Raw genomic sequence first — 17,275 nt, forward strand, 5'->3', positions numbered from 1 at the left:
GGAGCCTCTCCTCCGGCTCGTGACCGGAACCGACGCCCTGATCAAGTCGCTCGAGGCGCGGCTCGTAGTCCTGCGAGGCAAATCCTGATGCTCGCGAGACTCAAGGCAGCGTGCCTGCACTCCATGACGATTGCCTGGAGCTATTGCATCGCGCTCGCCGGTGCGTTGGCGTCGATCATCGATGACCTCGCCGACGCGCTCGGCGATCCAGGTGTGAAGGATCAGATCAGCTCGGCCATCGGTGACGTCAAGACAACAGGACGCATCTTGCTGGTGATTTCCGTCGTCACGATCATCGCACGTCTGCGAACCCTTCGGAGGAATAATCAATGTGGATGACGATCATCTCGTTTCTCGGTGGTCCCGTCGTCAAGGGGCTGATCGACGCTTACAGCGCGAAGCTGAAGGCCGAGAACGTCGACACCAAGATCGCGGCAGACCTTGCTGCAAGTGAGATCGCGTCGCAGACGGCCGAAACCAAGGCCGTCACGCAATATAGAATTGCAGAACTCGGTTATTGGTATGAGCCGGACAAATTGATCGGATATTGCGTGACGGTTTATTTCGCGAAGCTCCTTGTCTGGGACAAGGTTCTCGGCCTCGGTACCACCGATGCCCTGGCGGGATTTGCGGCGATCACAGCCAATCTCGTTGTCTCCTTCTACTTCGCCAAGCGCGGTTTCGAGAATGTTGCAAGGATTATCAAGCGGTGAAGGTGCCAGACGACGAAATCAGGGCGATCGTGGCTGAGACACTGGCTGAGCAGCACAGATTCCAGCAGGAAAGCATCGATGCGATCGTGTTGAAAGCCGTCGCGTCGGTGTTGGCTTCTTTCGGAATCGAAGATGACGACCGGAAGGAGTTGCGGGCGGATTTCCAGCACCTGCGGAGATGGCGAAAGAGTGTGGAGCAGGCGCAGAGCTACACTTTCAAGGCCGTGATTACGGTGATTGCCACCGGCCTGATGGGGGCCGTCTGGCTCGGTGTCAAGGTCGTGCTGGGCAAGTGAGCCTTCATGGCGACGGCATCACGACGCGTGCACTCACGTCGTTCTTTACCGACGGACTGCCTCATGTACAGAATTCGCATTGTCGATGCGTCTGATGACGACATCGCCGACACGTTGTCCGATCTGCATCAGCAGACGTTCTTCGACGCCGCGGTCGTGCCTCAATTCGAGTTGGGAGCGTGGTGGCTGGTCCATCATGGCGATAATGCGGTCGCATTTGCCGGAGTGCTTCCATCGACGCACGTCAGAAATGGCGGCTATTTCTCCAGAGTAGGCGTGCTGCAACGGCATTGGGGGCGTGGCCTTCAGCGCAGGTTGATGCGTGTGGTCGAGGCAAGGGGACGGCGTATCGGATGGGATAGCATCGTCTCTGATACGACGGACAATCCGGTATCTGCGAATAACTTCATCCAGGCAGGCTATCGGCTATTTGAGCCAGAAGCGCCTTGGGCCTGGGCGCACACGCTTTACTGGCGAAAATGGCTTCGTTGAGCAGGGTTTCCCGCGGTACGGAACGTACTTTCTACAACGTCAAATGGCCGTGCGAGATGTAGTGCGAGCCCGTAACCCTGAAATGTCTGAGGGCCCGGCAGCTTGACAGCTGCCGGGCCCTTTTTGCGTATTGAAGCGATGCGGCCGAGGTACTTGCGAAGTCGGCGGCGCCGGGCTTTAAGTTTGCTCCTGCGGGAAATTCGGCGACCATAAGCCGATGTAAGGGAGCGCCATCGATGCCCACCAAGCCTCAATTGCCAGAACGTTCGCCGCGGGTGACGGGAGGGCCAACAGCGCTCGATGGTCTGCTGGTCGTCGATTTTACGCGCGTGGTCGCCGGGCCGGCCTGCACGCAGACGCTCGCCGATTTCGGCGCGCACGTCATCAAGATCGAGAACCCGGACGGCGGCGACGATACGCGCGCCTATGAGCACGCCGAAATCGGCGGCGAAAGCGCCGCCTATCTCAGCCTCAACCGCAACAAGCGCGGCATCGCGCTCGACCTCGCCGTGCCCGAAGCCCGCGAGATCGCGCTGGATTTGATCCGCAAGGCGGATGTGGTCGTGGAGAATTTTTCGAGCGGGGTGATGAAGAAATTCGGCCTCGACTATGAGGTAGTTGCGCCGCTCAACCCACGGCTGGTCTATTGCTCGATCTCGGCTTACGGACGCAGCGGACCATTCGCCTCGCGTCCGGGCTTCGATCCGATCACGCAGGCGGAAAGCGGCTTCATGTCGCTCAACGGGTTTGCCGACGGCCCGGCGGTTCGTACCGGCCCGCCCATCGTGGACATGGCGACAGGGATGTCTGCCTGCAACGCCATCCTGCTCGCGCTACTGGCGCGGGATCGACTCGGCCGCGGGCAGCATGTCGAGGTCGCCCTGTTCGACATTGCCATGGGGATGACCGGCTTTTACGGCATGGCCTATCTGATCAATGGCGAGAACCCCGGCCGATTTGGCAACTCGCCGAGCGGCTCTCCGACCGTCGGCGTCTACGAGGCCTCCGATGGTCCGCTTTATATGGCCTGCGCCAACGACCGGCTCTATCGCCGGCTGGTGGTCGAGGTGCTGAAAAGGCCTGACCTGATCACCGATCCGCAGTTTGCTTCGCGCAAAGCGCGTTCCGAGAACAAGGAGCTCCTGCGGGCAGCCATCGCGGAGGTCTTTGCGAGCGATACGCTCGAGAACTGGATGGCAAAGATGAAGCTGGCCAATATTCCGGTCGGCTATCTCCGGACGGTCGAGGAGGGGTTTAATGCGCCCGAGGCCCGCGAGCGACATCGCTTGAACCGGATTCCGCATCCTACGGCGGAATGGGTGCCCAACATCGAGCCTCCGATCAGTATGAGCTTGACGGGAGCAATCGATCCCGTGGCGGCACCCTTGCTAGGTGAGCATACCAAGGACGTCCTGTGTGATACGCTTGGATACGACGAGCGCCGGATCTCGGAGTTTAGCCAAAAGGGCGCCTTTGGATCAGGCAAGCCACCAGCGTCGGTTTGAACTTAATCGGTCGATCCAAAGGACTGCGTCGCACGGCGCGCATCTGCTTGATTTGGCGAAGTTCCCGCCGCATAAATGTGTGAAAGCGAGGGACGCGAATGGCGCCTGGTCAAGAGCCGAGCATGGGCCAGCCGACGGGGCGGGAAGCCGTAGAGCGCGCCTATGCGGCAATGATCGCGAGAACCCGGGAGCTCGTACCGCAGCTGCGAGAGCGGGCGACGCGAACGGAGGAGCTGCGGCACCTTCCGTCGGAGACCGAGAGGGATCTCCATGACGCCGGTCTGTTCCGGATGCTCCAGCCGAGGCGCGTCGGCGGCGCCGAGCTTGACTATGTCGCCCTTGTCGACTGCGCTGAGCTGCTTGGCCGGGCCGACGCTTCGGTGGCGTGGAATCTCGCCAATCTGGCGAGCCATCACTGGATGCTCGGAATGTTCGAGCAGAAGGCCCAGGATCTGGTGTGGGGCCGCGATCCGGACACGCTGATTGCGTCCTCGTTCATTTTTCCTGCCGGGCGCGCCACGCGAGTCGAGGGTGGGTACCGGCTGCATGGCAGCTGGCCGTTCTCCTCCGGCGTTGCTTCCTGCGAATGGAATATGCTGGCAAGCGTCGTCTACTCCGACGACGAGGCGGACGGAATCGAATATCGAATTTTTCTGCTGCCGAAGGACGACTACAAGGTGTTGGACACCTGGAATGTCTCGGGACTACGCGGGACAGGCTCCTGTGATGTCGAGGTCAGAGATGCCTTCGTGCCCGACTACATGACGGTCGCCGTCGGCGATCTTGCCGGCGGCCCGACACCTGGGAGCAGGATCAATCCCAATCCGTTATATATGTTGCCCGTGTTTTCGCTGTTTCCCTACGTTCTGTCGGGCGTTGCGCTGGGAAATGCGCAAGCGTGCCTCGACGATTATGCCGAGGTCGCCCGTCATCGTGTTTCGACCTACAACCGGGCCAAGCTGAGCGATTTTCAGAGCACGCAGATCAAGATCGCAGAGGCTTCGGCCAAGATCGACGCTGCGCGCCTGATCATGCGTTCGGCCTGCATCGGCGCCATGGAAGATGCGCGGTGTGGCCACATTCCAAACATGGCCAGCAAGACCAGGTACCGGCGCGACGGAGCTTTCTCGGTCAATCTTTGCACGGATGCAGTCTCGCTGCTGTTTGCGGCGAGCGGGGCGCGTGGCCTGTTCACAGCGGGTGTGTTGCAGCGGCAGTTCCGCGATGCACACGCGATCAATTCCCATCTTGCATTTAACTTCGATACGGCCGGAACCAATTATGGACGCGTGGCGCTGGGCCTGCCGTCCGAGAATCTCACGCTGTGAGGCCGGCCGATGAATGATCTGCCGAAGCAGCCGGCCGTTCCCGATCCAGCCAACGAACTCGCACGCGACAGCTCGTCGATTGACCCCCGCGATTTTCGCAGCGCGCTCGGCACATATGGAACGGGCGTAACGATCATCACTGCCACGGCGGCTGACGGAAAGCCCTATGGCATCACCTGCAATTCGTTTGCGTCGGTCTCCCTGAATCCACCTCTGGTTCTCTGGAGCCTCGGAATCTATTCCTCGAGTCTGACCGTGTTTCAAAACGCCAGCCATTTCGCGGTTCATATACTCGGCACGTCACAGCAGGCGCTTGCAAACAAATTCGCGAAATCGTCCGAGGACAAGTTTGCCGGAGTCGACTGGACAGCGGGTCTCGGTAACGCTCCCGTGCTTGCCGAGAGCGTCGCCAACTTTCAATGCCGGTCTGTCAATCGCTATTATGGTGGCGACCACGTGATCTTTCTCGGCGCGGTCGAGGCCTACGCCTACAATACCAAGGAGCCGCTATTGTTTGCGCGAGGGACGTATGGCCGGTTCTTGGCCGACGACGACCGCAAGAAATAGCCGCAACGCGCTTTGGCTCGCGTTCCATAGCTCAGCGCTCTGCTGCTGAAAGCTTGTAGATCTCCAGTGCATCGGCATCCGCGCCTCGCGCAGCTTTGGCCAGCCTGAAAATCTGTGCCGCAAGCGATGCCATTGGTATCGGCGTCGATGCCGTCTGCGCGACATCGGCAACCGTATCGAGATCCTTGAGCATCGTGGCGATGTGACCGAGTGGCGGCGAGTGAATGCCTTGGACCATCCGCGGCACGAACAGCTGAAGAGGAATGGAATCCGCAAAGCCACCGGCGAGCGCTTCGGGCAACCGGTTGGCGTCGATTCCGGCGTTCACCGCAAGACGCGTCGCTTCCGCGAGGACGGCCATTGCACATCCGACGATCACCTGGTTGCAGAGTTTTGTGGTCTGGCCGGCGCCGGTAGGCCCCATGTGGGTGAACCTGCGGGCCATGGTGAGGATGTAGGGGCGGACCCTCTCGATGTCGGCAGCATCTCCGCCGGCCATGATCGCAAGCGTACCTTCCTCGGCCCCCTTGGTGCCGCCGGACACCGGGGCGTCGATCCAGCCTGCGCCGTTCGCGTCTTTCAGTCGCATTGCGAGATCGCGCGCGGCGTCAGGATGGATCGACGAGAAGTCGACGACGAGCTTGCCCGCACCGGGAGCCGACGAAAGACCTTCGGCTCCAAAGATGACCTCTTCCACGGCCGCGGCATCCGTTACGCACATGAAGACGATGTCCGAGCTCGCCAGAACCTCATGAGGAGTGGCCGCGCGCCTGGCGCCGGCTTCGACGAGTGGAGCGACCTTGCCCTCCGAGCGATTCCAGACGCCCACTTGATAGCCAGCCTTGAGCAGGCGCCGGGTCATGGGGGTCCCCATGAGCCCGAGGCCGATATAGCCGAGCCGCTCGACGCCTTGCGGGTTTGTCTTGCTCGCATCAGCCATAGGTTGCCTCCTTCTCTCGCCGCGCGACGGGCGCGACCGCGACTCACCATACATGGCGTGTCCTGCGGCGAAACCGGCCTGCCTGCATGGCTTGCTTGATTGTTTGAACCATGAAACATTTGGGCCCGTCGGGATGGGTGGCGCCGGTCGGCGCCGGAGCAACGGAGTGGGCGCGATGCGAACGGTTTCGAGGTGGATGCTGGCAACAGCGGCGGTGGCGGCCGTTAGTGTTGGCGCAAGTCCCTCACGGGCGCAGCAGACGATCCGCGTCGGTTGGACGATCCCGGCCGAGGAGTCCAAATATTGGATGATGCGCAGGCCGGCCGAATTTCCCAATATCGGCAAGGCCTATAATATCGAATGGACCCAATTTCAGGGTACAGCGCCGATGACGCAGGCATTGGCCGCAGGCGCTCTGGATTGCGCGACGCAGGCGCCGTTGTCGCTCTCCAACGGAGTGGTCGGCGGGAATCTCAAGGCCTACATCGTGGCGCAGCACGTCTTCGAGAAGCCCGGCGGTTTCTCGGTCTACTGGGCTGTCCTGGATGACTCGCCTATCAAGACAATTGCCGATCTTAAGGGCAAGACGGTCGGCATTTCCGTGATCGGCGGCGGTACGCAGGGGCCGTTCAACCTGCTCTTGAAGCAGAATGGCGTCGATCCGGCCAAGGATATCAAGTTGGTCGAGGTCGGCTTTGCTGTCTCCGAAGATGCGTTGCGCCAGGGCCGCGTCGACGCGGTCAACATGAACCAGCCGTTTGCCGCGCGCGCCGAGGCAAAGGGGGGCACCCGCAAACTGTTCTCGTTGTCCCAGGCCATGCCGAACATCGTGCACATTCTGGAAGCCTGCCGTGCCGATTTCGTCGACAAGAATCCAGATCTGGTGAAGGCCTATGTTCGCGACATCACGTCAGGTATGAAGAAAGCGCTGGCGAACCGCGAGGAGACCCTTAAGGTGGTCAATGAGGTCTTGAAAGCGCCCATTCCGGTGCTTGAGACTTACCTCCTCAAGGACAATGATTTCGGTCGCGACCCCGGCGCTGCACCGAACTTCCCCGCGATCCAGAAGATGCTGGACATCTACGCGGAGACGGGGATGTTGCCGAAACTGGACGTAGCGCAATTCAAGCATCCGACGATCGTCGCGCCGCTGGAATAAGCCACACAGCGAATGATCCGAACGATGAGATCGCAACATCCCGGAGCATCCGGGACGTTGCATGAAGAAGATGCACGTATGAAGAAATTGCGATCACGGGTCACGACAGACGGCCTCGACCGGGCCCCCCACCGCGCATTTATGCGCGCGATGGGGCTCGACGATGCGGCGATTGCCAGGCCGATGGTCGGCGTCGTCAGCATGAAGGGCGAGCAGACGCCCTGCAACATGACCCATGATTTCCAAGTGGCGGCGGCCAAGACGGGAATCGAGGAGGCCGGCGGCACGCCGCGCGAATTTTCGACCGTGTCGGTCTCCGACGGCATCAGCATGAATCACGAGGGAATGAAGTTCTCCCTGTTTTCACGCGAGCTGATCGCCGACTCGATCGAGGCCGTCGTCCATGGTCTCGCCTACGACGCGCTGATCGGGTACGGCGGCTGCGACAAGACACTTCCTGGCGTGATGATGGGCATGGTTCGTTGCAACGTGCCGTCCATTTTCATTTACGGCGGCAGCTCGCTGCCGGGGCGGATAGACGGGCGAACGCTGACGGTGCTCGATTCCTATGAGGCCGTCGGCAGCTTCATGACTGGTGAGATCGACGGCGCGACGCTGGAGCGGATTGAGCGCGCTTGCCTACCGACCATTGGCGCATGCGCCGGTCAGTTCACCGCGAACACCATGGGCATGGTGTCGGAGGCGATGGGCCTCACCATTCCCAACGTCTCGATGGTGCCCGGTGTCTATGCCGAACGCGCGCAGATATCGCGACGCGCCGGTCGAATGATCATGGAGATGCTGGAGCGCGGCGGTCCGCTGCCGCGCGACATCGTGACGCGGAAATCCCTGGAGAACGGTGCGGCGATCGTTGCGGCCACGGGCGGTTCGACCAACGCTGCGCTGCATCTGCCGGCGATTGCGAACGAGGCCGGCATAGCCTTTACGATCGATGATGTCGGTGAGGTTTTCGCCAGGACGCCTCTGATCGGAAACCTGCGGCCGGGCGGCAAATACACGGCAAAGGACGTCTACGATATTGGCGGTGCCGCTGTCGTTATCCGGGAGCTGATCCAGAGCGGCCACATCGATGGCAGCTGTATCACCATCACGGGGCGCACACTTGCTGAAGAATATGGCGCAGCCAACGCGCCCGATGGCGAGGTCGTTTACGCGTCTCGTGCGCCGATCATGCCCGATGGCGGCGTGGCGGTGCTGAAGGGCAATCTCTGTCCTGATGGCGCGGTGATCAAGGTCGCAGGCTTGAAGAGCCAGTTCTTCGAGGGTGTTGCGCGCGTCTTCGAAGACGAGGAAGCCTGTGTCAAAGCAGTTCGTGACCGCACTTACAAGGCGGGCGAGGTTCTCGTGATCCGCAACGAAGGGCCGGTCGGCGGCCCCGGCATGCGCGAGATGCTCGGCGTTACCGCATTGATCTACGGACAGGGCATGGGCGAAAAGGTCGCCCTGATCACCGATGGCCGGTTCTCCGGCGCGACCCGAGGCATGTGTATCGGCTATGTGTCTCCCGAAGCATTCGTGGGTGGTCCGCTGGCGCTCGTTCGCGACGGCGACAGGATCCGGATCGATGCCGCAAACCGGCGTATGGATATGCTGGTCGACGAACAGGACCTTGCTGCACGCCGACGCGATTGGAAGCAGCGTCCGCCGCGTCACCGCGCAGGTGCGCTCGCAAAATATGCGCGGTTGGTCGGGCAGGCGCCCGGCGGAGCCGTCACGCATCAGGGGCCTGCAGAATGGCCCTGGTTCAAATGACGCGCTGCACCCGTGCGAAAACGACCGCCTGTCTGGCAGGTTTCTTGCTAAGCTCTTGCCGCTGATGGAGGACATTCAGCAGGTTCGTTGGGAAATGTCCGCGCGCGAGTGAGACGAGAGACGTCATGAAGGTAGTGCCTTCGAGATCGAGCGAATGGGTGAGACCGGTGACGCCACAAAAACCGGCTTCTGCGATCATCGAGATCGACCGCGTCTCGCAGGTTTTTCAGACCTCGGCGCGCAAGGATCATTTGGCACTATCGGAGATCTCGCTGACGATCGAGGAGGGAGCCTTCGTCTCCATTCTTGGTCCGTCCGGTTGCGGCAAGTCAACGCTGCTTTACATCGTCGGTGGCTTCGTCAGTCCGACCAGCGGTGCGGCGAAGATCAAGGGACAGGCTATCACGGGGCCGGGTCCGGATCGCGGACCGGTGTTCCAGGAATTTGCACTGTTTCCCTGGAAGACCGTGCTGGGCAATGTGATGTACGGGCCGCGCCAGCAGGGCGTGCGGGCTGCCGAGGCTGAAGCGCAGAGCCGGGCGCTGCTCGAGATGGTCGGCCTCAAGGGCTATGAAAACTTCTATCCCAAGGAATTGTCTGGCGGCATGAAGCAACGCGTCGCGTTGGCGCGAACACTTGCCTACCATCCCGAAGTCCTGCTGATGGATGAGCCGTTCGGCGCGCTCGACGCTCACACCCGGACGCGCCTGCAGAACGATCTCTTGAACATCTGGGAGCGCGACCGGAAGACGGTGCTGTTCGTCACCCATTCGGTCGACGAAGCCGTCTTCCTGTCAGACAAGGTCGTGATGATGTCGAAGTCACCCGGTCGCATCCGGCAGGTGATCGACATCGATCTGCCGCGGCCGCGGCGCCGTAGCGAGCTGTTGCTCGACTCGCGCTATCAGAAATACGTCGTCGACATCGAGCGAATGTTCGACGAGGTCGACGAGACCGGATTCCCGTCATGACATTGCTGGCTACCTCCGCCAGACGTGCCGCCCCGGTGTTCGCTTGCATCGGACTGCTGGCGGTGTGGCAGGTCGCGTCGCTCGCGCTGAAGAACGACAGCTTTCCGACAGCGATCGAGGCGATCCGGGCGATCCCGGACATCCTTGGCGACAAGGAATCCCTGATCAACATCGTTGCCTCGCTCCGCCGCATGGCGATCGGGTTTGGCATAGCGGTGCTGGTCTCGATCCCACTCGGCCTGCTGATGGGCCGCAGCCGGGCTGTCGCGGCTTTCTTCAACCCCCTCCTGATGGTGATCTATCCAGTCCCGAAGGCAGCCTTGATGCCGATCATCATGCTGTGGCTGGGTGTCGGCGACGTCACCAAGACGCTGGTGATCTTCCTCGGCGTAAGCTTGCCCGTGATCTATCACAGCTTTGAGGGCGCCAAGGCCGTCGAAGAGAAGATGCTGTGGTCAGGTGCGGCCATAGGGCTCTCGCCCCTGCAACGTCTGGTCCGGATCGTATTGCCGGCGGCGCTGCCGGAGATCTTGACCGGGTGCCGGACCGGCCTGGTGCTGGCGCTGATCACGATGATCACCAGCGAAATGATTGCCCGCCAGTCCGGCGCCGGGAACATCCTGTTCAACGCGCTCGACATGGGGCAATACGACACCGTCTTTGCGATGATCATCATCGTGGGGGCGATGGGAATCTGCCTCGATGCGATCTTCGAGCGGGTCCGCGCAAGGCTGGTGCGCTGGTCCGAGCCTCAGTTCGACATGCCGTTGAGCTTCTCATGACATCGCGCGTTCTCCCATCAAATGTCGCTCTCGGAGTCGCGCCGATCGCGCTGGTGATCGCAGTATGGCAAGGCCTCGTGTCATTCGGCTTTGCGCCTGCGGTCTTGCTGCCGCCACCGGGATATGTTTTCGGCAGACTGCTCCGGCAGCTCGTGACGTGGACATTTCAGCAGGAGATCGCGGCGACCCTGATCCGGTTGTTTGCCGGCTTCGCGATTGCGGTCGTGCTCGGTGTCGGCATCGGCATCGCCGCTGCCGCCAGTCCCGCGATCAATGCCGTGGTTCGGCCGATCGTGCGTGTTCTGGCGCCGCTGCCGAAGGTCGCGCTCTATCCGGCGCTGCTGTTGCTGCTCGGCTTCGGCCACGGGTCGAAGATCACATTGGTGGCCGCGGATGCGCTCTTTCCCATTCTATTGTCCACCTATTACGGCGCATCGACCGTCGAGCAGAAGCTGATCTGGTCGGCCATGGCCGCGGGAACGCCGCGCTATGAAATCCTCTTCAAGGTGGTGCTGCCGGCGGCGATGCCGTCGATCCTCACCGGCTGTCGGATTGGCCTTGTCATTTCCTGCATCGTGGTGTTTCTGGCCGAGATGATCACGTCGACGGATGGACTGGGCCATGTGCTCGTCACGGCGGCCCGGACGTTCCAGGCCGTCGACATGTTCGTGCCGTTGATCACGATCTCGCTGCTGGGGTTGATCTTGAACGGTCTGTTGGGTGCCGTGCGATCCTACCTCTTACGGGGCTTTCCCGAGGCGTGATCTGACCGAATAAGAAACCAGAAGTCCGGGAGCGAACCATGCTGGCTGATCGCATCGAGGCAAAATGGATCGACGCATTTTGCGAGATCTTTGAGCGTTGCGCCGTCAAGGCCGGTGACACCGCGGCGATCCTCTCGGAAACGCAATCGCGTGCACTGAATGTGCATCTGTCGGAACTCGCGCTGCTGCGGATGGGAGCTCGACCATTTCATGTCGTGATGCCGACGCCGCGCAACCGCAACATTGTTCCGGTTCGTTCGACAGGGGCAAGCGAGGCGATCCAGCGGCTCGGGCCGGTGATCAGCGCGCTTCAACAGGCCGGCTTTGTGGTGGATTGCACCATCGAGGGCCTGATGCATGCCGTGGAGACCCCCGAGATCCTCAAGGCCGGGGCGCGTATCCTGGTGATCTCCAACGAGCATCCCGAGGCGCTGGAGCGGATGGTGCCGGATCCCGCGCTCGAGAAGCGCGTTCGTGCGGCGGCGAAGATGCTGCGCGGGACCAAGCGGATGCGCGTCACCTCAAAGGCCGGCACGGCGCTTGACGTCGATATGGTTGGCGCATCGACGGTCGGAGTATGGGGCTGGACCGACAAGCCCGGCACGCTGGCGCATTGGCCGGGCGGCATCGTCGTCAGCTTTCCCAAGAGCGGGACGATCAACGGTACGCTGGTGATGGCCCCCGGCGACATCAACTTGACCTTCAAGCGCTACCTGACCTCGCCGGTGAAGATGACCTTGAAGGACGATTATGTCGTCGAGCTGGAAGGTGAGGGCACGGACGGCGCGATGATGCGCGCCTATCTCGCCGCCTGGGGTGATCGTGAGGCCTATGCGGTCTCGCATGTCGGATTCGGCATGAACCCTGCTGCGCGCTACGAAGCGCTGTCGATGTACGACCAGCGCGATACCAACGGCACGGAGATTCGCGCCGTCTCCGGTAACTTCCTGTTCTCGACCGGCGCGAACGAATTTGCCGGTCGCTATACGGCAGGCCATTTCGATCTGCCGATGATGGGAACCACCATCGAGCTCGATGGTGTCGCGGTGGTGCGGGACGGCGTGCTCCAGGACGTCTTCGGCTAATCGCGGTCGAGCACGGGCGGGCGAGCCAGCTCGAAGTGCCGGAGCAGATCGACCATGGCTTGGAGCCGCTTCACGCGATAGGCGTCGACGTCCATGCCTGAATAATCGAGGAAGCCTGCGCCCGTTCGCAGACCGATCCGGCCTTCGTGCATGTTGCGCGAGATCACGTCTGGCGCGCGATAGCGGTCGCTACCGAGCGCGCCTTCGAGATAACGGCTCGCGTAGTAGAGAATATCGCCGCCGCCCCAGTCGATGAATTCGAGCAGCCCGAGCACCGCGTAGCGGAAGCCGAAACCGTAGCGGATCGCCTTGTCGATCTCTTCCGCACTGGCGACGCCCTCCTCGACCATGCGCGCGGCCTCGTTCATGGCGAGCGCCTGGATGCGCGGGACGATGAAGCCGGGCGTCGCTGCGCAGACCACCGGCACCTTGCCGATGCCCTCCAGCAGTGCCTTGACCTCGTCGATGATGGCTGGATCGGTGGCCTTGCCGGGCGAAACTTCGACCAGCGGGATCAGATAAGCGGGGTTGAGCCAGTGCACGTTGAGGAAGCGGCGAGGATTCACGATCGCGCCAGATAGATCGTCGACGAGAATCGTCGATGTCGTCGATGCGATGATCGTGTCGGGGCTGACCTGCTTTGAAGCCTCCCCCAATACTTCGCGCTTGAGTTCGACGACCTCCGGGACACCCTCGAAGACAATACCTGCGTTTGACAGTGCCGCGCCGCTTTGGCCGGATGGTACCACCGAGACCCGCGCGATGAGCGGGTCGACATCGGCCTCGGTCAGCAGTCCCAGCTTCGACAGGCTGGCGAATGTCTTCCTGACCTCACCGAGTGCGTCCGCCTCTAGTTTGGCGAAGTCCTCCACCGAGCGGGCTTTGATATCAATCATCGTGACCCTGTGACCCGCGTAGGCGAACGCGACGGCGATCCCGCGCCCCATGCGGCCGGCTCCGAGACAGGCGATGTTGGTGCGACCAGTCATCGGTCAAAATCCATTGCGAAGCAGCGTCTGCAATTCGGCCCGGCTGAGGTTACCAAGACCAAGCGTCTCGAGCGTTCGTCCGCCTTGCATAAAATCCTCGCCGCAGATCGCGGCGCCGATCGCCAGGAAGGCCTTGGCCAGCGGGGTGGCCACGCCCGCCAGGCCGGCGACGGACACCAGCAACGATAACCCAAGCCGCAAATCCTCACGCATGTAGCGGTGCTCGGTCAGCACGATGCGTTCACGCCAGTCGCCGGAATCCGTCAGCTGGTCATGCGACCCACGGCCATACATCCAGATTTCGCCCTCGTTCGCGTAGTGATGGGCGAGCGGGAAATGCGGTGCATTGTAACCGAGTGCCTCGCGAACGGCGATCCGCTCGGCGTCGAGCGCGTCGGTCACCCGTCGGATTGCGGCTTGCGTGCCCTCCTTGTGGATGTCCCATCGCTCGAAATGCTCGATCGGGCCGGCGTTCATCACGATGAGTGGCGGGTGAATGATGGCACCTGCATTCATCAGCGCACCGGACAGCGCGTCTCCGCACGGTTCGATTGCGTCGGGAAAAGCGCGTCCGATCACTTCGAGTGCGTGCGGCGCCCGGTCGAGCGGAAATACACCAACCGGCAGCCGTTTGGCGCGGATCGTGATCGCGACCTCGAACGGCCCGTGCTTGCGGGTCAGCCAGGGCAGCGTTCCGGTCTCGGCAAAGCTGGCCCTGGCGTGGTTGCCGGCATCTCGCGCGGCCTGGGCGAAGATCATCGAGCCGAACGTCGCGGGCGGCAGAAACACGACTTGGCCGTCCCGCAGGTGCGGCGCGAGCAAACGCGCGATATCCAACTGCGCGAAGGCTGGGGCAGGGCACAGGATCAGTTCGGCACCGCTGGCGGCTTCGGCGATGTCGGTCGTCACCAGCGCCAGCTTCACGTCGTGACGACCGTTATGATCCTTGACCAGGATGCGTGAGCCGGCAGCGCGATGTGTTGCGACCTGTTTCGCGTCGCGGCGCCAGAGCCGGACCTGATGCCCCGACAGCGCAAAATCGCCTGCGGCCGCGAAAGAGCCGTTTCCCCCACCCAGAACCGCTATCTTCAAGATGCTTCTCCTTGCGCGCGCGACTGCGCATCAAGCTGCTTCAGCAGGAAATGCTGGACCTTGCCGAGCGCCGTGCGTGGCAGATCCTGAACGAAGATGATATCGCGCGGAATCTTGTAGCGGGCGAGTTGCGCCTGAAGATGCGTTCTCAGCTCCTCCGCTTCGAGCCGGCAGCCCGCGCGCCTGATGACATAAGCGATCGGCACCTCGTCCCAGCGCGGGTCGGGCCGGCCGATCACGGCGCATTCGCTGACGTCGGGATGTTCGAGCAGGACACGCTCGACCTCGGCCGGATAGATGTTCTCCCCACCGGAAATGATCATGTTCTTCTTGCGGTCACGCACCCAGAAATAGCCGTCGGCGTCGCACATGCCGATATCACCGGTGCGGTACCAGCCGTCACGCAGTGCTTCGCGCGTGGCGCCTTCGTTCCCCCAGTATTCGAAGAACACGCTCGGGCCACGCACTGCGATCTCACCCGGCGTACCGGCCGGTACTTCAGCACCCGCTTGGTCGATCACCCTCGCTTCGCAGCAGAGGCCGGGGAGGCCAGTCGAGCCTGCGCGCGAGAGATCGCCGCCAAGCCGCGTGTAGACCGCGATGGGGCAGGTTTCCGTCGAGCCGTAGACCTGAAGCACCGGAACGCCGCGCGCGACAAAGCGGTCGATCAGATGCTGCGGCACGATGGTCGAACCGGTGGCAACGGCCTTCAGTGATGAGAGATCAGCTGTGGCCCAGGCAGGATGCTCACTAATGGCCTGAATGATTGCCGGCACCATCACGGTCAGGGTTGGCCGTTCCTGCTGGATGGCTGCAAGCGCCGTATCCGGGGTGAAACGCGCGTGAATCGTGACTGTCGCCCCAAGTTGGAGCGCTGCCGTAGTCTGGATGTTGAGGCCGCCGACATGAAAGAACGGCAGCACCGTCAGCACGTGGTCGTCGGACGTCATGTTGTGCATGTGCTGGCTCATGACGCCGTTCCAGAACAGCGCCTCTTGCCGAAGCACAGCGCCCTTCGGCCGTCCTGTCGTTCCCGAGGTGTAAACGATCAGAAGCGGGCAGGAGAGATCGGCGTGCGGGTTGCGGCTGGTGCCTTCGTTGCGGGCCAGCAGGCTTTCGAACGTGGCGCCGCGCGGTGGCGCGAAATCAAGGCCGACGACGGCAGTCCCCGACGTAAGCTCGGGAAGAACGTCTTCAAAGCCCTGTTCGAGCACCAGCACCTTGGCGCCGGCGTCGGTGAGAATGAAGAGCTGCTCGGCGACGGCCAGTCGCCAGTTGAGGGGCACCAGCATCGCGCCAAGTCGCGCGCAGGCGTAGAGCAGAACCAGATAGTCCGGCCGGTTCAGGCTGAGGATCGCGACGCGGTCGCCGCGGCCGACCCCAAGCTCCTGCTTCAAGGCCGTGGCCGTCCGCTCGATACGCGCGGCGAGCGCCGCATAGCTCAGCCGTTGCCCTTCGAAAGCAATGGCCGTCTTGTCTGGCGCGAACGCCGCGTTGCGATCGATCAGACTGCAGAGGTCCACCGTCAGTCGTCCGTTTCGCCGGCCTCGTACAGCGCCTCGCGCCCGATCCGGTCAAGGCAAAGCTCGGCTGTCCAGGGCAGCATCAGCGAGCCGCAGCGACTGTCGCGATAGATGCGCTCCAGCGGGAGCGAGCGAAGCATGGCCTGACCGCCGCAGGTGCGGATCGCGAGCGCGGCGAGCTCATTGGCCCCCTCCATCACCGTATATTGCGCGGCATAGGCGCGCAGCACCTGCTCCTTGCTCGGATTGGCGCGTGCTTCGGTGACGGCCTGAAACCAGATCGACTTGATCTGCTCGAGCTTGATCTGCATCTGCGCGACCGCGATCTGCTTGGTCGGATACATCCGTCGTTTGACCGGCGGCATGCCCGGCACCTCGCCGCGCAGGTATCGCACGGTGAAATCATAGGCCGCTTGGGCGAGGCCCATATAGGCCGGCGACAGCGTCAGGAACATGTGCGGCCAACGCATTGCGGCCTGGAAGTAGACGCCGCGCGGCATCAGCGCAGAATCCTCCGGCACGAACACGTCCTTGAACAGCAGCGTCCGCGAGACCGTTCCGCGCATGCCGAGCGGATCCCAATCGCCGACAACGGAGACGCCTTGCGACTTTGCGGGGATCGCGAGGTAGAGCGTGTTGCGGCGCGATGCCTTTTCACCCTCCGCGATCTCGGTACAGAGCACACCGTAATAGTCGGCGTGGCCGGCGAGGGATGCAAAAATCTTCTTGCCGTTGATGATCCAGCCGCCCTCGACCGGTTTCGCTTCCGTGCCGAACGCAACACCGCCCGCGGCCGCGGCTCCGCCCTCGGAGAAGGGTTGCGAGTAGATCGCGCCATCCTCGACGATGCGCTTATAGTGGACTGCTCGCCGCTGTTCGTGTTCGGTGCGGGTCTTTGCATCCATGTCGAGGTCGTCGGCGAGCGGGCCTGACCATAGGGTCGAGCAGACGTGCATGTTCCAGGTCAGCGCGGTGGCGCCGCAATAGCGGCCGATCTCGGCGGCAGCGAGCGCGTAGGTCTGGTAGTTTGCGCCGAGCCCGCCGTGTTTCTTGGGCACGGCAACGCCGAGCAGGCCGACGCGATGCAGGTCGCGATAATTCTCGGTCGGGAAGATTGCCTCACGATCGTAGGTCGCCGCGCGGCCCGCGAACACGCTCTGACCGATCTCTCTCGCGCGCGTGATGATGCCGGCCTGCTCGTCGCTGAGACGAAACGCGACCGGATCGAAGATCGGCACATCCAGCGCGACCTTGTCGCTCGCGCCAATGGTCTTGCTGACTTGCATGGTCATCGCG

General features: G+C 62.4%; 18 protein-coding genes. 13 read left to right on the forward strand and 5 right to left on the reverse strand.

Annotation, left to right across the window (positions count from 1 at the left end; genetic code table 11):
* Window positions 1-87: 87 nt before the first annotated feature.
* The 7 genes from AC1RR3_RS09425 (at window position 88) to AC1RR3_RS09455 (ending at window position 4,901) form a co-directional block, all read left to right on the forward strand.
* The gene (locus AC1RR3_RS09425; protein ID WP_492821684.1) at window positions 88-339 is read left to right on the forward strand and encodes a hypothetical protein; all 252 of its coding nucleotides are present in this window, start codon (window positions 88-90) and stop codon (window positions 337-339) included.
* Window positions 330-713, forward strand: a complete 384-nt coding sequence (locus tag AC1RR3_RS09430; RefSeq protein ID WP_492821686.1) for a hypothetical protein — start codon at window positions 330-332, stop codon at window positions 711-713. The genes AC1RR3_RS09425 and AC1RR3_RS09430 overlap by 10 nt, the downstream gene beginning before the upstream one ends.
* Window positions 710-1,009, forward strand: a complete 300-nt coding sequence (locus AC1RR3_RS09435; protein WP_492821688.1) for a hypothetical protein — start codon at window positions 710-712, stop codon at window positions 1,007-1,009. Before AC1RR3_RS09430 ends, AC1RR3_RS09435 begins: the two co-directional genes overlap by 4 nt.
* A 63-nt stretch (window positions 1,010-1,072) precedes the next feature.
* The gene (locus AC1RR3_RS09440; protein ID WP_492821690.1) at window positions 1,073-1,501 is read left to right on the forward strand and encodes a GNAT family N-acetyltransferase; all 429 of its coding nucleotides are present in this window, start codon (window positions 1,073-1,075) and stop codon (window positions 1,499-1,501) included.
* 236 nt (window positions 1,502-1,737) lie between these two features.
* The gene (locus AC1RR3_RS09445; RefSeq protein WP_492821692.1) at window positions 1,738-3,006 is read left to right on the forward strand and encodes a CaiB/BaiF CoA transferase family protein; all 1,269 of its coding nucleotides are present in this window, start codon (window positions 1,738-1,740) and stop codon (window positions 3,004-3,006) included.
* Between the two features lie 98 nt (window positions 3,007-3,104).
* On the forward strand, window positions 3,105-4,334 hold the full coding sequence (locus tag AC1RR3_RS09450) for an acyl-CoA dehydrogenase family protein (protein ID WP_492821694.1): 1,230 nt from the start codon (window positions 3,105-3,107) through the stop codon (window positions 4,332-4,334).
* Between the two features lie 9 nt (window positions 4,335-4,343).
* A complete protein-coding gene (locus AC1RR3_RS09455; protein WP_492821696.1) occupies window positions 4,344-4,901 on the forward strand; it encodes a flavin reductase family protein in 558 nt (185 codons plus the stop codon).
* A gap of 31 nt (window positions 4,902-4,932) precedes the next feature.
* Here the strand turns inward: AC1RR3_RS09455 and AC1RR3_RS09460 are convergent, their stop codons facing one another.
* Complete coding sequence (locus AC1RR3_RS09460) at window positions 4,933-5,841, reverse strand: NAD(P)-dependent oxidoreductase (protein WP_492821698.1); 909 nt, start codon at window positions 5,839-5,841, stop codon at window positions 4,933-4,935.
* Window positions 5,842-6,016: 175 nt separating this feature from the next.
* Here AC1RR3_RS09460 and AC1RR3_RS09465 point away from each other — a divergent pair, with 175 nt between their 5' ends.
* The 6 genes from AC1RR3_RS09465 to AC1RR3_RS09490 all read left to right on the forward strand — a co-directional run bounded on the left by AC1RR3_RS09465 (window position 6,017) and on the right by AC1RR3_RS09490 (window position 12,375).
* Window positions 6,017-7,000, forward strand: coding sequence for an ABC transporter substrate-binding protein (locus AC1RR3_RS09465; protein ID WP_492823129.1), 984 nt, complete (start codon window positions 6,017-6,019; stop codon window positions 6,998-7,000).
* A gap of 78 nt (window positions 7,001-7,078) precedes the next feature.
* Window positions 7,079-8,773: a dihydroxy-acid dehydratase gene (ilvD, locus tag AC1RR3_RS09470; protein ID WP_492821700.1), complete on the forward strand. Its 1,695-nt coding sequence runs from the start codon at window positions 7,079-7,081 to the stop codon at window positions 8,771-8,773.
* Window positions 8,774-8,898: 125 nt separating this feature from the next.
* Window positions 8,899-9,744: an ABC transporter ATP-binding protein gene (locus AC1RR3_RS09475; protein WP_492821702.1), complete on the forward strand. Its 846-nt coding sequence runs from the start codon at window positions 8,899-8,901 to the stop codon at window positions 9,742-9,744.
* Window positions 9,741-10,526 (forward strand): ABC transporter permease, encoded by a 786-nt coding sequence (locus AC1RR3_RS09480; protein ID WP_492821704.1) that lies wholly within the window; start codon window positions 9,741-9,743, stop codon window positions 10,524-10,526. The genes AC1RR3_RS09475 and AC1RR3_RS09480 overlap by 4 nt, the downstream gene beginning before the upstream one ends.
* The gene (locus AC1RR3_RS09485) at window positions 10,523-11,290 is read left to right on the forward strand and encodes an ABC transporter permease (RefSeq protein WP_492821706.1); all 768 of its coding nucleotides are present in this window, start codon (window positions 10,523-10,525) and stop codon (window positions 11,288-11,290) included. Before AC1RR3_RS09480 ends, AC1RR3_RS09485 begins: the two co-directional genes overlap by 4 nt.
* Window positions 11,291-11,328: 38 nt before the next feature.
* Entirely contained in the window at window positions 11,329-12,375 is a 1,047-nt protein-coding gene (locus AC1RR3_RS09490; protein ID WP_492821708.1) for a 2,5-dihydroxypyridine 5,6-dioxygenase NicX family protein, read from the forward strand.
* On the opposite strand, the gene AC1RR3_RS09495 is transcribed toward AC1RR3_RS09490, so the two are convergent.
* Genes AC1RR3_RS09495 through AC1RR3_RS09510 form a run of 4 tightly spaced genes read right to left on the reverse strand, consistent with a single transcriptional unit; the run spans window position 12,372 to window position 17,271 of the window.
* Window positions 12,372-13,364, reverse strand: coding sequence for a 3-hydroxybutyryl-CoA dehydrogenase (locus tag AC1RR3_RS09495; RefSeq protein ID WP_492821710.1), 993 nt, complete (start codon window positions 13,362-13,364; stop codon window positions 12,372-12,374). The genes AC1RR3_RS09490 and AC1RR3_RS09495 overlap by 4 nt on opposite strands.
* A 3-nt stretch (window positions 13,365-13,367) precedes the next feature.
* On the reverse strand, window positions 13,368-14,456 hold the full coding sequence (locus AC1RR3_RS09500) for an NAD/NADP octopine/nopaline dehydrogenase family protein (RefSeq protein WP_492821712.1): 1,089 nt from the start codon (window positions 14,454-14,456) through the stop codon (window positions 13,368-13,370).
* Entirely contained in the window at window positions 14,453-15,979 is a 1,527-nt protein-coding gene (locus AC1RR3_RS09505; RefSeq protein WP_492821714.1) for a class I adenylate-forming enzyme family protein, read from the reverse strand. The genes AC1RR3_RS09500 and AC1RR3_RS09505 overlap by 4 nt, the downstream gene beginning before the upstream one ends.
* Before the next feature lie 2 nt (window positions 15,980-15,981).
* Complete coding sequence (locus AC1RR3_RS09510) at window positions 15,982-17,271, reverse strand: acyl-CoA dehydrogenase family protein (protein ID WP_492821716.1); 1,290 nt, start codon at window positions 17,269-17,271, stop codon at window positions 15,982-15,984.
* Window positions 17,272-17,275 lie beyond the last annotated feature (4 nt).

The organism is Bradyrhizobium sp. GW821-FHT13H05, from assembly GCF_058804065.1.

Excerpts from the sequence above, each read along its gene's own strand:
- AC1RR3_RS09425 (WP_492821684.1), top strand. The coding sequence starts at position 88 with ATGCTCGCGAGACTCAAGGCAGCGTGCCTGCACTCCATGACGATTGCC.
- AC1RR3_RS09430 (WP_492821686.1), top strand. The coding sequence starts at position 330 with ATGTGGATGACGATCATCTCGTTTCTCGGTGGTCCCGTCGTCAAGGGG.
- AC1RR3_RS09440 (WP_492821690.1), top strand. The coding sequence starts at position 1,073 with ATGTACAGAATTCGCATTGTCGATGCGTCTGATGACGACATCGCCGAC.
- AC1RR3_RS09445 (WP_492821692.1), top strand. The coding sequence starts at position 1,738 with ATGCCCACCAAGCCTCAATTGCCAGAACGTTCGCCGCGGGTGACGGGA.
- AC1RR3_RS09450 (WP_492821694.1), top strand. The coding sequence starts at position 3,105 with ATGGCGCCTGGTCAAGAGCCGAGCATGGGCCAGCCGACGGGGCGGGAA.
- AC1RR3_RS09455 (WP_492821696.1), top strand. The coding sequence starts at position 4,344 with ATGAATGATCTGCCGAAGCAGCCGGCCGTTCCCGATCCAGCCAACGAA.
- AC1RR3_RS09460 (WP_492821698.1), bottom strand. The coding sequence starts at position 5,841 with ATGGCTGATGCGAGCAAGACAAACCCGCAAGGCGTCGAGCGGCTCGGC.
- AC1RR3_RS09465 (WP_492823129.1), top strand. The coding sequence starts at position 6,017 with ATGCGAACGGTTTCGAGGTGGATGCTGGCAACAGCGGCGGTGGCGGCC.
- ilvD (WP_492821700.1), top strand. The coding sequence starts at position 7,079 with ATGAAGAAATTGCGATCACGGGTCACGACAGACGGCCTCGACCGGGCC.
- AC1RR3_RS09475 (WP_492821702.1), top strand. The coding sequence starts at position 8,899 with ATGAAGGTAGTGCCTTCGAGATCGAGCGAATGGGTGAGACCGGTGACG.
- AC1RR3_RS09480 (WP_492821704.1), top strand. The coding sequence starts at position 9,741 with ATGACATTGCTGGCTACCTCCGCCAGACGTGCCGCCCCGGTGTTCGCT.
- AC1RR3_RS09485 (WP_492821706.1), top strand. The coding sequence starts at position 10,523 with ATGACATCGCGCGTTCTCCCATCAAATGTCGCTCTCGGAGTCGCGCCG.
- AC1RR3_RS09490 (WP_492821708.1), top strand. The coding sequence starts at position 11,329 with ATGCTGGCTGATCGCATCGAGGCAAAATGGATCGACGCATTTTGCGAG.
- AC1RR3_RS09495 (WP_492821710.1), bottom strand. The coding sequence starts at position 13,364 with ATGACTGGTCGCACCAACATCGCCTGTCTCGGAGCCGGCCGCATGGGG.
- AC1RR3_RS09510 (WP_492821716.1), bottom strand. The coding sequence starts at position 17,271 with ATGACCATGCAAGTCAGCAAGACCATTGGCGCGAGCGACAAGGTCGCG.